We start from the raw sequence: 14,747 nt of genomic DNA on the forward strand, positions 1-14,747 counted from the left end.
TCACTTTAAACCAGGGCTTGATAATGGATCTGTTCCAGGCGATGACGGTGTACGTAAAAGTGGTGGAAGCCGGCAGCATGACGGCGGCGGCGCAGGCGTGCGGCATGTCCACCACCATGGTCGGCAATCACCTGCGCGCGCTGGAACAAAGGCTGGGGGTCAGCCTGCTCAAGCGCACCACGCGCAAGCAAAGCCTGACCGAGTTTGGCGGGATTTATTACCAGCGTTGCCTAGAGGTGCTGGGCCTGGTGGCCGACTCCGAGCAGATGGCCGAACAAGCCAACAGTGACGTGCCCAAGGGGCTGCTGCGGATCACCGCACCACCGGCCTTTGGCACCGAACGCCTGGCACCGGCGCTCAGCGAATTTTCCCAGCGCTACCCACAGATCAAGCTGTACGTGGTGCTGAGCAACCAGCGGATGGACATGGTCGACAGCGGCTTCGACGTGGCCATCCGCTTGGGCGACCTGGACGCGCCAAGCCTGATTGCCCGCCCCATGCAGGATTACACCATCACCCTCTGCGCCTCTGCGGAGTACCTGGCGCGCCGTGGCACACCTCAACGCCCCGATGATCTGCAGCAACATGACTGCCTGGCGTTCGCTTACCCGGCGACCGACGATTGGCGCAACGCCGACAAGTTGTGGCGAATGCGCGGCGCAGAGGGCGAAGTGGAAATTCCGGTTTCCGGCTCATTGACCATCAACAGTTCGCAGGCCTTGCGCCAGGCTGCCCTGGAAGGCATGGGCATCGTGATGCTGCCTGACGCCCTGGTCGAGCCAGACCTGCGGGCCGGGAAACTGGTGGCATTACTGACGGACTACCAACTGCCCAGCCGGCCCATGCATTTGCTGTACGCCCAGGACCGCTATCGCCTGCCCAAGCTGCGGGCGTTCGTGGACTTCGTCATGGAGAAATGGGCGCGCTAGAGGCTCACCCCCAGCTCGATCAAGCGCTCACGGGTCTGCGCGGCAGACACGTGGTGAATCCCCTGCCAACCCAGCGCAGTGGCCGCCTCGGTATTGCCGGCTACATCGTCAATAAACACCACTTCACCCGGCTGGATATCCGGCAAATGGGCGCGCACCTGCGCCAGGCTGGCGTGGTAAATCGCAGGATCGGGCTTGATCAGCTTGATTTCGCCGGACACCACGATGTCGCGAAAATACTGCAGGAAGGGATAGTGGGCGCGGGCATAGGGAAAGGTTTCGGCGGACCAGTTGGTCAGGCCGAACAGCGGCATCTTCACCTCATGCAAGGCTTCGAGGATCGCCACGCCCTCCGGCAATGCGCCACGCAGCATCTCGTGCCAGCGGTCGTAGTACGCCTGGATCAGTGGTGCATGCTGCGGATGTTCGGCGATCAGCGCGCGGGTGCCCTCAGCCAGGCTGCGCCCGGCGTCCTGCTCGGTGTTCCAGGCCTGGGTGCAGACGGTGTCCAGGAACCGTTGGCGCTCCCGGTCGTCGGTAATCAGCTGGCGGTAGAGATGGTGCGGGTTCCAGTCGAACAGGACACCGCCGAAATCAAAAACGACTGCACGAATCGTCATGTAGATCCTCCGTTAGCGTGGGTGTGATAACGGCCGCAGTCTGGCATGACGCGCACAAAAAAGCGGCCCCTGGAGGCCGCTTCTTCGTTACCGCAAGCGCTTAAGCCTGAATCAGGCCCTTGATCTTCACGGTCGGATTCACGTCAGCGTCGTAGTCCACGCCGTCGATCTCGAAACCGAACAGGCGCAGGAATTCCGCCTTGTAGCCGGCAAAATCGCTGATCTCGTTGACGTTGTCATCGGAGACCTGATCCCACAGGGCCGCTACCGCGTCCTGGACCTTAGGCTCAAGTTCCGCGAGGTCGGCACGCAGGCGGCCGTCGGCGTCGAGCTTGGGCTCTTTGCCATACAGGCTGTCCTTGAACAGGCCGTAGACCTGCTCGATGCACCCTTCGTGGGTGCCCTGCTCTTTCATCACTTTAAACAGCAACGACAGGTACAGCGGCATGATCGGGATCGCCGAGCTGGCCTGGGTAACCACAGCCTTGAGTACCGACACACGGGCGTCGCCTTTCAGCGCCGCGAGGTTTTCGCGCAGGGTCAAGACTTTCTTGTCCAGGTCCTTCTTGGCTTCGCCGATGGAGCCGTTCCAGTAGATGTCCTGGGTCAGCTTCTCGCCGAGGTAGGTGAACGCAGTGGTCTTGGCGCCTTCGGCCAACACGTCGGCGTCACGCAGGGCGTCGATCCACAGCTGCCAGTCTTCGCCGCCCATGACTTTCACGGTGCCGTCGATTTCTTCCTGGGTGGCCGGCTCGAGGGTGGTGTCGACCACGACGCCCTTGTCGGTGTTGATGCCGCGCAGGGTCACAGCCTTGCCGATCGGCTTCAGGGTGGAGTTGTGCACCACGCCTTGCGGGTCGGTACGGCGTGGCGCGGCCAGGCTGTAGACCACCAGGTCGATCTTGCCGAGGTCTTTCTTGATGGTTTCGATGGTCAGGCGCTTGATCTCGTCCGAGAACGCATCGCCGTTGATGCTCTTGGCGTACAGGCCTTTTTCCAGCGCAAACTTCTCGAAGGCGGCGCTGTTGTACCAGCCGGCAGAGCTGAGCTTGCCTTCTTCGCCTTCTTTCTCAAAAAACACGCCCAGGGTGTCGGCGCCGCAGCCAAAGGCAGCGCTGATGCGCGCGGCCAGGCCGTAGCCGGTGGAAGCCCCGAGGACCAGCACCTTTTTCGGGCCGCCTTCAATGGCACCGTGTTCGGTCACGTAGTCGATCTGCTCTTTGACATTCGCTTCACAGCCAACCGGGTGAGCGGTCACACAGATAAAGCCACGAACCCGCGGTTTGATGATCATAAAATTTCTGCCTCTTCCAAGGTGCCGAAGGCCAATGGTGGCCATTACAGCGTCAATCGTACGGGTCTATGACGCCCGGAAAACCGAAGCGTCACGATAGTCGCAAATCTTCTGTTCACAAAATGCTATCCGCAACACCGCCAGCCTGGCCATCCGCCGAGGCATTTTAGGGGGACAGCGGTAAAAATCTGTGCAGTGACTTCACAAATTTCCAGCATTTAAAACGCCACGTGAGGGCGATAACACCCTATCATGACCATATTATTTCGATATGTTTCAGCTCAGGCATGATGCCCCACGGGTTGACTGACTCCTTTGCCTGGCCGGCCAGTCAATCGCAGACGGTTTTGAAGCAATCGAAAACCGCCCGATGGAGCCCAGTTTCATGAGTAAGAGTGTCATCCGCAAACGCCTGGCGTCCGCCGCCTGGGTCCTTGGCGTCTTGCTGTTCATTTATTGCTTCCCCAAGACCACCCTGGTGTTTCTGCTGCTGGTGGTGTTCTGCGGCCTGTACGATTTCCTGCGCAATGGCCTGTACGACGGCGCGACCATCAAGAAGTATTTCATCGGCAACGGCCGCAATACCTGGTTGCTGGCGCCGTTCAACACGCTGTTTGACCTGATGAGCCAGCGCAATCGCCACGTTTATAAAATGAACGACCTGCCGCCGGCCTGGCGCGAAGACCTGCAAAAGGTGATCGACGACGCCATGGCCAACAAAGACGAGATCATTCAGTACCTGGACGAGCGCATGGCCGAGAAAAAACGCGGCATGCTGTTTTTCCAATGGTATGGCCGCCCGATCGAGACCACCCTGGATATCCCGCAACTGCGGGAAAAACTGCCCTACGTGAAAACCATCGGCGTGTCGGTATTCAACGAAAACCGTTCCACCTCGTTTCACTTCGGCCCGCTGCGCATGATGTTCCGCGTGCTCTACAACATGGCGCCGGCGCCCCATCACGACGGCGTCTACATTCAGGTCGGCAAGCACAAACACTACTGGCACGATGATCCGCTGTTTATCTTCGATGACACGCTGATGCATGCCTCCTTCAACAAGAACGACGCCAAGCGCTACTGCCTGTTCATCGACATCGTGCGGCCAACCCTGGTGCCGTCGGTGCTCAACGGCCTGATCGCGGGCTTTGCCGGAGCAGTCTTTACCCTGCGTCGGTTTTTCTACAAAAACTGGAAGCTGATTCAGTAACTTCTGCGGCATGATGGTGCGCGACGGTGTTTGCGCTCGGCTCCAGTGCCGGGGAAAATGCCAGTCCAATGCGACCGAAAACGGCGCGCACTATCCTCAAGCCACTGGCCATGCATGGTCCGGTGGCTGTGCTTTCAGGGAATCAGAATGCCCCAAAGACAAGTCATCAATGCCTCCGTAAGCCCTAAAGGCAGCCTTGAAACGCTGTCGCAACGTGAAGTCCAGCAACTGAGCGAAGCCGGTACCGGCAGCATCTACACCCTCTTCCGTCAATGCGCCCTGGCCATCCTCAACACCGGCGCGCACATCGACAACGCCAAGACCATCCTCGACGCCTATAAAGATTTCGAAGTGCGCATCCACCAGCAGGACCGTGGCGTGCGCCTGGAACTGTTGAATGCCCCGGCTGACGCGTTCGTCGATGGTGAAATGATCGCCAGCACCCGGGAAATGCTGTTCAGCGCCCTGCGTGACATCGTCTACACCGAAAACGAACTGGACAGCCAGCGCATCGACCTGAGCAGCTCCCAGGGCATCACCGACTACGTGTTCCACCTGCTGCGCAACGCCCGCACCCTGCGCCCGGGCGTCGAGCCGAAGATCGTGGTGTGCTGGGGCGGGCACTCGATCAATACCGAAGAATACAAATACACCAAGAAAGTCGGCCACGAACTCGGCCTGCGCAGCCTCGACGTGTGCACCGGCTGCGGCCCCGGCGTGATGAAAGGCCCGATGAAGGGCGCAACCATTTCCCACGCCAAGCAACGCATTACCGGCGGGCGCTACCTGGGCCTGACCGAGCCGGGGATCATCGCCGCCGAGGCGCCGAACCCGATCGTCAATGAGCTGGTGATTTTGCCGGACATCGAAAAGCGCCTGGAAGCCTTCGTGCGCGTCGGCCACGGCATCATCATCTTCCCGGGCGGCGCCGGCACCGCCGAAGAGTTCCTGTACCTGCTGGGCATCCTGATGCACCCGGACAACCGCGACGTGCCGTTCCCGGTGATCCTCACCGGGCCGAAACACGCCGCGCCGTACCTGCAACAGTTGCACGCGTTCGTCGGCGCGACCCTGGGCGAAGCGGCCCAGGCTCACTACCAGATCATCATTGACGACCCGGCTGAGGTGGCACGGCAGATGACCGCCGGCTTGAAAGCGGTCAAACAGTTCCGCCGCGAGCGCAACGACGCGTTCCACTTCAACTGGCTGCTGAAGATCGACGAGGGCTTCCAGCGCCCGTTCGACCCGACCCACGCCAACATGGCCAGCCTGCAACTGAGCCACGCGCTGCCGCCCCATGAACTGGCGGCCAACCTGCGCCGGGCGTTCTCGGGGATTGTGGCGGGCAACGTCAAGGACAAGGGCATCCGCCTGATCGAGCAGAACGGGCCGTATGAGATTCATGGCGACCCGGCGATCATGAAACCGCTGGATGAGTTGCTGAAGGCGTTCGTAGAGCAGCACCGGATGAAACTGCCAGGCGGCGCCGCCTACGTGCCGTGCTACCGCGTGGTGCAGTGAGTCAGCGCTGAACCGCTACGCACTTGATCTCCAGCAGCAAGCCCGGGTTGGCCAGTTCTGATACGCCAATGACCGTCCAGGCGCACAACCCGCGAGGGAACAGGCGGTTTTTCACTTCACGGAAAACCGCCATGTGCTCGCTCATGTTCACGTGGTAGGTGGTCATGTCGACCACGTCTTCAAACGTACAGCCCCCCTCCTCCAACACCAGGCGCAGGCTCTCCCAGGCTGCGACGAACTGTGCCTCGGGGTCGGTGATGACTTCCAGGTTTTCCGTGCGGCCGACCTGTCCTGCGCAGTACAGGGTCTTGCCGACTTTTACGGCCGGGACGTAGCCGGCGCGCTCGACGATGGGGTGCATGGAAGTGGGGATGATGAGGTGGCGGTCGGTCATATGTTGTATCTCTTAAGGCTGGTTTCAGGCGTGTCGACGGGAAACGTTCGGACTATCGTTTTACCTGTTCCGACCCACCCACGCCAGATGAGTAACCTATGGACCAATGGATCTTGCCCTCCACTATTCCTTACCCTAAGGTAAGGAGTATCACGAGAGAGGCTTTCAACATGGCTACCGCCACACTCACTTCAAAAGGCCAAATAACCATTCCCGTTCAAGTCAGGGCCGCACTTGGGCTGAACACTGGCGACCGGGTCGAATTCGTCGAAATGGAAGAGGGCAAGTTTGCGATCATCGCGGCCAGCAAGACTGTGTTGGACCTCAAAGGGCTGATCCGCAAACCCGCCAAGCCCGTCAGCATCGAAGAAATGAACCTGGCCATCGCTGCACAGGGAGCCAAAGCACGATGATTGGACTGGATACCAATGTGCTGGTGCGTTACGTCACCCAGGATGATCCCGTCCAATCGCCAAAGGCATCCAGACTGATCGAGTCGCTCACCACTGCCTCGCCGGGTTTTGTCAGCCTGGTTTCAGTGGTGGAACTGGTGTGGGTCCTGCAGTCCAGTTACCAGTCAGCCAAGAGTGAAGTGGTTGCGGTCCTGGAGACGCTGCTGCGTACCCGCGAACTGACCGTAGAGCACGCCGACGTTATCTGGCAGGCACTCCGGCGATTTACAAGCACCAGGGCCGATTTCGCCGACTGCCTGATTGAACGCTGCGCCCACGCAGCAGGCTGTGAATATACGGCGACATTTGATGTCAGCGCGGCCAAGGCTACCGGCATGCAGCGGCTGACCTGAGGCGTCGCGTTGCAGAAGCGTCAAGGCTTTGGTAGAAAATGCCCTTACTGACTTTATCCAGAGACAAGACCAACGTGCGCACGCTTTTTCTCGCCGGCCTGGCATTAACGTCCCCATTGACCCTCGCCGAAGCCATCACCTGGCCCGACCTGCCCGACACCTGCTTCGTCAGCGGTCGCTCCGCTACCAGTCAGGATGTGGACACCGGTTGTGCGGCGTTTCTGATCAATGTGAAGGGCAAGGCGGCAGGCACGCCGATCAAGCTGGATATCCCGCAGTACGCCATGCATGTCGACGAAGGCACCGGCAAGGAAACACCGGTGATCCTCATCCAGGCGGAAGAGAATGGCGATGTTAAAGCGGTAGGTTACAAGGAGCTTGGCACCGGCCAGTTGGGCGCGGCGCTGCTCAGGGAAGTTCGGCTTCTGGGTACGAAGAAGCCGATTTAAGCCATCGGATAACGGTCAGCGAACCCAACCGCCGCCCTGCCAGTGATAGCCGTCGTTACGCTGCTCCCAATGCGGGTGGACATAACGATAACCTGGCCGTACCGGCTCCCAGTGGCCGTGAACCGCCACATAGCGCCCGCCTTCCCAACGCCAGTAGCCACGCGACCACAGGTAACCTGGCCGCCCTTCGGGCTCGACCTCGATGACCTGCACCGGCGGCGGTTGCGGCGCGACGACTTCTACATATTCACGCTGCACCGGTCGTCGATCATGCACGACCCGCTCCTCTACACACCCGGAAGCCGCGACGACCAAAGCCGCCAATGCCGCATAACGTAACAACATACAGAATCCTCGGGCGTGACCGCCCAGCGTTTATACCGGTAAAAAAAATGCCCCCTTGTTCCAGCCGCGCTCCTGCTTGGCCATAAGACTTTTTAACAGGTGCCAACTGTCAGCTTGCTGAACCCACGGGCAGACAGCAGGTAAAGAAAAACTGACCTTTTCAAGAGGCACAGACTGCGACCGGCTGTTTCAGTCGCACCAGAATCAGCCCGGCCACCACCACGGCGATCCCTGCATACGTCGACGCATGAATCTCATCGCCAAACACCAGTGCCGCCCACACCAGTGTCACGGGAGGCTCCAGGTACACCAATGTCGCCACATGGGTAGCCGTCATTACGCGCAACAACATCCACAGGCTCAGGTAAGCCACGAAGGTAGAGAACACCGTCAGCCAAACGATGGAGATCAATACGTCGGGGGTCTGCGGAATGCTCAGCGTATCGGTGTACAGCACCGCTGCAGCAAAGCCGATCAAGGTCAGCAACGACTGGATAAACAACGCCAGGCTCAGGTCGCCGGAATCAGTGCGGGCCGCCCGCCGTTCGTACAGCGTGGCCACGGTCAGACCGAGTGCCGACATCAGGGGCAATGCATACATGACCCACCCGACTTCGGCCCCGCTGTTGCGGTATTGCCCGAAGATGACGATCGACACGCCGGCAAAACCGATCATCAACCCCAGCCACTGCCAGCCGCCGCTGCGTTCGGCGTGGCTACCCGATGACAGCGCCGCCGTCATCAACGGCTGCAGGGCCGCGATGATCGCCGCAATCCCCGGCGGCAAACCGTTCTGGATCGCCACGTAGACACAGGTCAAATAGAGAAACTGCGAGAGGAAACCCACCACCGCGTGATGGCGGATCTGTGCCCAGGAAACCTTCAGCAGCCGCACGTTCAAAAACAGCGCCAGGCACAACGACACCAGCAAGAAACGCCAGAACAGCACGTTGAACACGCCATCACTCCGGGTCGCCAGTTTCGCGCCGATAAATCCCGAACTCCACGACAGCACGAACACCGCCTGTAACAGCAACAGCCCCACGGTTGATCGCTTCATTGAGCCTCCGGTTCGCTTGATTGACCAAAAGGCTAAGTGCCGCGCATGATTCTGTATATTTGAATAATCTGTACCACTAATCCTTAAAAGTGGAATCATGAGCAAACAACTGAATATTGACCTGTTGCGCACTTTCCACGCGGTGGCCCGCTTCCAGCGATTCAACGAAGCGGCCAATCATGTGCATCGCAGTGCCTCGACGGTGACCACGCAGATCCAGAAGCTCGAAGACCAGGTCGGCCAACGCCTGTTCAGCCGCAGCAACCAGGGGGTTGAACTGACGATGTACGGCAAGAAACTCCTGGGCGAAACCACCGAATTCCTCAAGAGCCACGACCGCTTGCTGGCCTCCCTCACGCCGCAACGCATGCAGGGCAAGATTCGCCTGGGTTTGCCTGATTCTTACGCGCCAGACTTCATGCAGGAGTTCCTGCCCCGCCTGGTCGCCGACAACCCACTGCTGGAACTGGAGGTAGAAGCGCGCTCCAGTGGCGAACTGCTCACGCTGTTCGCCAGCAGGCAGTTGGACCTGGCCCTGATTGTCAGCGCCCAGCCGTTGGAACAAGGCGAGCGCCTGGGAGAAATCCAGCCGCTGTGGGTGGCCGCCGAACACTTCAGCTGCCCACCGCAGGCGCCACTGCCGATTGCCGTGCAACTGACAGGTTGCCCTTATCGCGCTGCAGCGATTCGAGCGCTGAAGGAGCACGGCACTTACTATCGGGTGCTGCTGGAAAGCGCGAGTTCGCCCGCTGTTGAAGCGTGTATCCGCAGTGGCATGGCGGTGGGGTTGGTGGAAGAAAGCCGCATGGGTAAGGGATTGACGCGCCAGATTGCTGGAGCTGAACTGCCGCCGCTGCCGCTGCATCACCTGTACCTGCTTGGCGACAGCAGCAACCTGTTGGCACTGCATCTGTATGAGCAGGTCAAGGCCGGCTTCAGCGTCTAGGGTGGTCCGAAACGCAACAGCACCGCATCGACAAATCGCCGCAGCTTGGCGGTGCGCTGGCGATTCGCGGTGTAGAGCAAATGCATCTGCCGACTTGGCGCCTCATAGTCCGGCAGCACTCGCACCAACTCACCGCTCTTGAGCGCCGAGCGTAAGAAATCCTCAGGCCCCAGCACAACCCCGAAACCATCCCGCGCGGCCGACATCAAGGCCCGGCTTTCATTCACGTGCAGGCGGCTGGCGACCTGGGCCTTGTGCAGGACGGCGCCTTGGTAGAACGACCATTCGCGATCAGCCGGACGTGACCAGTAGGCGTATCCCAGGCACTCGTGGTGTTCAAGGTCAGCGGGCGTCAGCGGCGTGCCGCGCTCGGCCAGGTATTTGGGTGCCGCACAGACCACCAGGCGGTAGGGCTGCAGCGGCCGGGCCGTGAGGCTGCTGTTCGCCAGCGGGCCGATACGGAACGCCACTTCGTAGCCCTCCTCCACCAGGTCGACAAACCGGTCGGTCAGGTGCAGGTCGATTTCCACCTCGGGGTTGTCGCGTAAAAATTCGGTCACCAGTGGCATCAGGCTGTAGGAGCCAAAAGTCACCGGGGCGCTGATCTTGAGCTTGCCCCGTGGTGTGTCATTCATGATCTGGGCGAGGGAGTCTGCGGCCTCTGCCTCTGTCAGGATATGTTTGCAGCGCTCGTAGTACGCGCTTCCCAACTCCGTCAGGCTTTGCCGGCGTGTGGTGCGGTTGAGCAGGCGTGCGCCCAGCCGCCGCTCCAGCGCCGCCACATGCTTGGCTACCATCTGCGGCGACATTCCCAGGCGTTCGGCAGCACGGGCGTAGGACCCCAGCTCGGCAGCCATCACAAAGGCACTCATGCTTGAAAGGCGGTCCATCATTCACCACTCCCAGTAACAACACCAAGACCAGAACGGCCATTTATCCTCATCCAGTAGCCAATCATCATAACGTCTCTCTCAACTCAGGAGCACCGACATGAAAATTGGCATTATCGGAGCAGGCTTTATCGGACGCGCCGTTGCGCAGTTGGCGTTGGCGGCCGGCCATGAAGTGATGTTGAGCAACTCCCGCGGCCCGCAGTCGATGAGCAGCGTGCTGAGTGGCATTCGTGGGGTTCAAGTGGGTACTGCGCAAGACGCCGCGCAATTTGGCGAACTGGTCCTGCTGGCGATTCCGTTCGAACATTACCGCAGCGTGCCGGCGCAGTGGCTGGAAGGCAAAACCGTGATGGATGCCAACAACTACTACCCGAACCGCGACGGCCATATTCCCGTGCTCGACCGCTTTGAAACCACCACCAGTCGGTTGGTGGCCGAGCACCTGTCGCAATCAAATGTGGTGAAAGTGTTCAACGCTATCCTGGCGCCGGACCTGACCCAGGATGCTCGCAGCCGCGGCGCACCCGACCGGCGCGCGCTCCCGGTCGCGGCGGATGACCCGGCAGCCAAGGCGCAAGTCATCGCCCTGCTGGACGAGATCGGCTTCGACGCAGTAGATGCCGGTGGGCTGGATGAGAGCTGGCGGTTTGAACGCGCCAAGCCGGCCTACTGCATACCTCTGGATAAAGAGGGACTGAAGGCAGCGTTGGCAGCTGCAGAGCGGCAGGTCGAAGTACCCGCTCATTGGTGACACCTGCAAAAAAGCCCGCTGACCGTCACCGGTTCAGCGGGCTTTTTACGTTGCGCAGGCCCTGAATCAGGACCTCACCAACGTCTTACAGCGCGAGGTCAGAAGCTGGCTTGCTCGGCTCAGCCGCAGGCTTTGCAGCCTCGGTGGCTTTCGGAGCAGTCAGCTGCGGAATCGCAGGTGGAGGCGTCAGCTGCAGAATGTTGGCGGTGTAGGCCCATTCTTTAGCCACAGCTTCAGGGCTGTCGTTCAGCTTGGTGCCGTAGCTAGGCACGATCTGGTGCAGCTTTTCCTGCCAGGCCGGGGAAGCAACCTGTTCCTTGAACACTTTCTGCAGCACGGTCAGCATGATCGGAGCCGCGGTGGACGCGCCTGGCGATGCACCCAACAGGCCTGCGATGGTGTTGTCGGCGGAGCTGACCACTTCGGTACCGAGTTTCAGGACGCCGCCCTGCTCTTCGTCACGCTTGATGATCTGCACACGCTGACCGGCCTGCCACAGGCGCCAGTCTTCTTTCTTGGCGTTCGGGAAGTACTCTTGCAGCGCCTTGAAGCGGTCGTCATCCGACAGCATCAGTTGGCCGGCGAGGTACTCGACCAGTGGGTATTCGCGGATACCGACTTTGGTCATTGGCCAGATGTTGTGGGTGGTGGTGCTGGTCAGCAGGTCCAGGTACGAGCCTTCTTTCAGGAACTTGGTCGAGAAGGTAGCGAATGGGCCAAACAGAATCACGCGCTTGCCATCCAGCACGCGGGTGTCCAGGTGCGGAACCGACATCGGCGGTGCGCCAACGGAAGCTTTACCGTAGGCCTTGGCCAGGTGCTGCTCGGCAATCGTTGGGTTATCGGTGACCAGGAACGAACCACCAACAGGGAAGCCCGCGTATTCCTTGGCTTCAGGAATGCCCGACTTCTGCAGCAGGTGCAGTGCACCGCCGCCCGCGCCGATGAACACGAACTTGGCGTCGGTTTCAGTCTTGGTGCCGTCTTTCAGGTTCTTGTAGCTGACACGCCAGGTGCCATCGGCGTTCTTGGTGATGTCCTGCACTTCGCTCGACAGTTTCAGGTCGAACTTCGGCGTAGTTTGCAGGTGAGCGACGAACTGGCGCGTGATCTCGCCGAAGTTCACGTCCGTACCGATCGGGGTCCAGGTGGCCGCGATTTTCTGGTTCGGGTCACGCCCTTCCATCATCAGCGGAACCCATTTGGCGATTTGCGCCGGGTCCTCGGAGTACTGCATGCCGGCGAACAGCGGGCTCGCCTGCAGCGCTTCGTAACGCTTCTTCAGGAACTTGATGTTGTCATCGCCCCACACGAAGCTCATGTGCGGAGTGGAGTTGATGAACGAACGCGGGTTCTTCAGGACGCCCTGCTGAACCTGCCAGGACCAGAACTGACGGGAGATCTGGAACGCTTCGTTGATCTCGACCGCTTTCGGGATCTCAACGTTGCCGTTCTTGTCTTCCGGGGTGTAGTTCAGCTCAGCCAAAGCCGAGTGACCGGTACCGGCGTTGTTCCAGCCGTTGGAGCTTTCTTCGGCCACGCCATCGAGGCGCTCGACCATCTCCATCGACCAATCCGGTTGCAGCTCATTGAGCCACACACCCAGGGTTGCACTCATGATGCCGCCGCCGATCAGCAGCACATCGACTTTCTTTGCCTCTTCCGCGTGAACGGAAGTGATCCCCATCGACAAAGCCAGCCCCAGCAGGGCAGTGTTTACTTTTTTAAACATCAGTAGCACCTATGATAAAACGCCATCCGCCCCACTGCCCCTGATCATGGGCAACCCTCAATCACGCTGCGCCAGGCAACGCACCGCGGGGTGTGCACATTCATTCGGGGACCGCAGGGTGGGCACACAAGGCCGACGTATCGACCTCACTTTTATGTCCCTTCTGCGCTGACTTCTTATCATTATTGGCTTCAGCTACCTGGGCGCCAGCTAACCACCGGGACGTATACGGGTGTACGTACTCGATAGAGGCTAGACCAAGATGGCGCGCAGAATATCACGCTCGGCGCCTTATATGGACTCAGCGGTCGGGCGGCCATCAGTTCGCCAGTTTTTAAGATCCGTCTCATGTGCCTCTAAAACACAGCATTGCACTATGGATTGGCTTACCTGACGGGTAGGCAGACAACCTTCCTTCTCTTAAAAGAGGCACTGCAATGCTGAACAAACTGAGCCAACTCACCCTCGCCTGCGGCGCTTGCTGGTTGCTGGCCGGCACCGCTCAGGCGGCGGACGGGCAGATCGAATTCACCGGTTCCGTCACCGATAACGCCTGCACCATCACCACCGGCGACGTGAACAAGTCGGTGACTCTGGACCCGGTGCGCATCGCTGACTTCGCGCCCACCGTGGGTTCGGTGCTCACCGATAAAGCTAAGCCGTTTTCCATCAGCCTGGACAACTGCAGCACCGCGACCCGTAAAAACGTCGCGATCACCTTCAGCGGCCAGCAAGACGCCAGCGACCCGACATTACTGGGCCTGACCGGTGAAAACCAGGTGCGCGGCATCGCGATCCAGATCACCGACTCCCGTAACGGCAACAAACTGCCACTGAACACGCCGACCGCCGATTACGACCTGCGTGCACAGTCCAATACCTTCGACTTTACCGCTGCCTACGTGCGCACCGTCGCCGACACCACCACCGGTGAAGGCGACGACGCGGTGACCACCTCCGGCATCAGCACCGGTCAGGTGCACGCGCTGGCCAGCTTCGACGTTACCTACAAGTAATTGCTCGTCAACACCGTGGGCCAGGCGTTCGCGCGCCGGCCCGCGGGCTTCCGGAGGTCCCCCTGTCATGCGTTTGAAAGTCTATCTTCTGCTCGCCCTGCTGCCGTTCTGGCACAGCGCCGCCAACGCCGCCGTCACCGTCGGCGCCACGCGACTGATCTACGACGGCGCTTCCAACGAAGCCAACCTGAGCGTCAGCAACCGCGACGACACCTCGCCTTACCTCGTGCAGTCCTGGGTCAGCCACTTCGGCAGTGGCAACGAGGAAAGCGTCGATAACTTTATCGTCACGCCGCCGCTGTTCCGGCTGGATGCCGACAAGGAAAACATCCTGCGCATCATTTTTACCGGTGGCCCAGAAGTGCCCCAGGACCGCGAAAGCCTGTTCCTGATGAACGTCAAGGCAATCCCGGCCATGAGCGACGATCAAAAAGGCAAGAACGTGCTGCAGATCGCGCTCAAGACCACGATCAAACTGTTCTACCGCCCGGCCGGCCTCAAAGGTTCGCTCAAGGACGCGGTGGCGCAAGTGAACTGGAAGGCCCAAGCGGGTGCATTGGCCGTCAATAACGCCTCCAAGCTGCACGTGGTGGTCAGCGAACTGAAGCTCAACGGCCTGCCGATCACCCAGGCGCCGGATGTGCTGCGCCCAGGCGAAGCGCGTGAGCTGCCGATCCAGGCAAAGGCCGGCGATGAAGTGCAACTGAGCTACATCGATGACTACGGCAGCATCGTGACCGCCCCCGTCATCCGCATTCACTGATACCCACGCGACAACCCCG

General features: G+C 60.2%; 17 protein-coding genes. 10 read left to right on the top strand and 7 right to left on the bottom strand.

Annotation, left to right across the window (positions count from 1 at the left end; genetic code table 11):
- The first annotated feature begins 23 nt into the window (after positions 1-23).
- Positions 24-929 carry a LysR family transcriptional regulator gene (locus tag HX811_RS12225; protein WP_102368413.1) on the top strand — a complete coding sequence of 302 codons (906 nt, stop codon included), beginning with the start codon at positions 24-26 and terminating at the stop codon, positions 927-929.
- Here HX811_RS12225 and HX811_RS12230 read toward each other — a convergent pair.
- Together HX811_RS12230 and fabV are read right to left on the bottom strand one after the other, a co-directional pair.
- Positions 926-1,549, bottom strand: coding sequence for an HAD family phosphatase (locus HX811_RS12230; protein WP_177046060.1), 624 nt, complete (start codon positions 1,547-1,549; stop codon positions 926-928). The two genes, HX811_RS12225 and HX811_RS12230, sit on opposite strands and share 4 nt — an antisense overlap.
- A 100-nt stretch (positions 1,550-1,649) precedes the next feature.
- Complete coding sequence (gene fabV, locus HX811_RS12235) at positions 1,650-2,843, bottom strand: enoyl-ACP reductase FabV (protein WP_008437660.1); 1,194 nt, start codon at positions 2,841-2,843, stop codon at positions 1,650-1,652.
- Between the two features lie 385 nt (positions 2,844-3,228).
- Here fabV and HX811_RS12240 point away from each other — a divergent pair, with 385 nt between their 5' ends.
- Entirely contained in the window at positions 3,229-4,053 is an 825-nt protein-coding gene (locus HX811_RS12240; protein ID WP_177046062.1) for an aspartyl/asparaginyl beta-hydroxylase domain-containing protein, read from the top strand.
- Positions 4,054-4,200: 147 nt separating this feature from the next.
- Positions 4,201-5,574, top strand: coding sequence for a nucleotide 5'-monophosphate nucleosidase PpnN (ppnN, locus tag HX811_RS12245; RefSeq protein WP_088424477.1), 1,374 nt, complete (start codon positions 4,201-4,203; stop codon positions 5,572-5,574).
- Position 5,575: 1 nt separating this feature from the next.
- On the opposite strand, the gene HX811_RS12250 is transcribed toward ppnN, so the two are convergent.
- A complete protein-coding gene (locus tag HX811_RS12250; RefSeq protein ID WP_177019502.1) occupies positions 5,576-5,968 on the bottom strand; it encodes a RidA family protein in 393 nt (130 codons plus the stop codon).
- 98 nt (positions 5,969-6,066) lie between these two features.
- On the opposite strand from HX811_RS12250, the gene HX811_RS12255 reads away from it, so the two are divergent.
- From HX811_RS12255 to HX811_RS12265, 3 genes are all read left to right on the top strand, one after another.
- Positions 6,067-6,381 carry an AbrB/MazE/SpoVT family DNA-binding domain-containing protein gene (locus HX811_RS12255; RefSeq protein WP_003218872.1) on the top strand — a complete coding sequence of 105 codons (315 nt, stop codon included), beginning with the start codon at positions 6,067-6,069 and terminating at the stop codon, positions 6,379-6,381.
- Entirely contained in the window at positions 6,378-6,773 is a 396-nt protein-coding gene (locus tag HX811_RS12260; protein WP_177040083.1) for a PIN domain-containing protein, read from the top strand. The genes HX811_RS12255 and HX811_RS12260 overlap by 4 nt, the downstream gene beginning before the upstream one ends.
- 74 nt (positions 6,774-6,847) lie before the next feature.
- On the top strand, positions 6,848-7,222 hold the full coding sequence (locus tag HX811_RS12265) for a hypothetical protein (RefSeq protein WP_168197525.1): 375 nt from the start codon (positions 6,848-6,850) through the stop codon (positions 7,220-7,222).
- Between the two features lie 15 nt (positions 7,223-7,237).
- On the opposite strand, the gene HX811_RS12270 is transcribed toward HX811_RS12265, so the two are convergent.
- Together HX811_RS12270 and HX811_RS12275 are read right to left on the bottom strand one after the other, a co-directional pair.
- Positions 7,238-7,567: a YXWGXW repeat-containing protein gene (locus HX811_RS12270; protein WP_023659079.1), complete on the bottom strand. Its 330-nt coding sequence runs from the start codon at positions 7,565-7,567 to the stop codon at positions 7,238-7,240.
- Between the two features lie 160 nt (positions 7,568-7,727).
- Positions 7,728-8,627 carry a DMT family transporter gene (locus tag HX811_RS12275; RefSeq protein ID WP_177046064.1) on the bottom strand — a complete coding sequence of 300 codons (900 nt, stop codon included), beginning with the start codon at positions 8,625-8,627 and terminating at the stop codon, positions 7,728-7,730.
- Between the two features lie 97 nt (positions 8,628-8,724).
- Between HX811_RS12275 and HX811_RS12280 the strand changes: the two genes are divergently transcribed.
- Entirely contained in the window at positions 8,725-9,573 is an 849-nt protein-coding gene (locus tag HX811_RS12280) for a LysR substrate-binding domain-containing protein (protein ID WP_134325972.1), read from the top strand.
- Here the strand turns inward: HX811_RS12280 and HX811_RS12285 are convergent.
- Positions 9,570-10,466 carry a LysR family transcriptional regulator gene (locus tag HX811_RS12285; RefSeq protein WP_173406091.1) on the bottom strand — a complete coding sequence of 299 codons (897 nt, stop codon included), beginning with the start codon at positions 10,464-10,466 and terminating at the stop codon, positions 9,570-9,572. The two genes, HX811_RS12280 and HX811_RS12285, sit on opposite strands and share 4 nt — an antisense overlap.
- A gap of 97 nt (positions 10,467-10,563) precedes the next feature.
- Here HX811_RS12285 and HX811_RS12290 point away from each other — a divergent pair, with 97 nt between their 5' ends.
- A complete protein-coding gene (locus tag HX811_RS12290; protein WP_008437644.1) occupies positions 10,564-11,217 on the top strand; it encodes an NADPH-dependent F420 reductase in 654 nt (217 codons plus the stop codon).
- Positions 11,218-11,302: 85 nt separating this feature from the next.
- On the opposite strand, the gene mqo is transcribed toward HX811_RS12290, so the two are convergent.
- Positions 11,303-12,949, bottom strand: a complete 1,647-nt coding sequence (mqo, locus tag HX811_RS12295) for a malate dehydrogenase (quinone) (protein ID WP_003218888.1) — start codon at positions 12,947-12,949, stop codon at positions 11,303-11,305.
- 437 nt (positions 12,950-13,386) lie between these two features.
- Here mqo and HX811_RS12300 point away from each other — a divergent pair, with 437 nt between their 5' ends.
- On the top strand, positions 13,387-13,965 hold the full coding sequence (locus HX811_RS12300) for a fimbrial protein (RefSeq protein WP_003218890.1): 579 nt from the start codon (positions 13,387-13,389) through the stop codon (positions 13,963-13,965).
- 67 nt (positions 13,966-14,032) lie between these two features.
- Positions 14,033-14,728: a molecular chaperone gene (locus tag HX811_RS12305; RefSeq protein ID WP_177019508.1), complete on the top strand. Its 696-nt coding sequence runs from the start codon at positions 14,033-14,035 to the stop codon at positions 14,726-14,728.
- Positions 14,729-14,747: the final 19 nt, after the last annotated feature.

This window comes from Pseudomonas sp. F8002, from assembly GCF_013385495.1.
Classification (GTDB): domain Bacteria; phylum Pseudomonadota; class Gammaproteobacteria; order Pseudomonadales; family Pseudomonadaceae; genus Aquipseudomonas.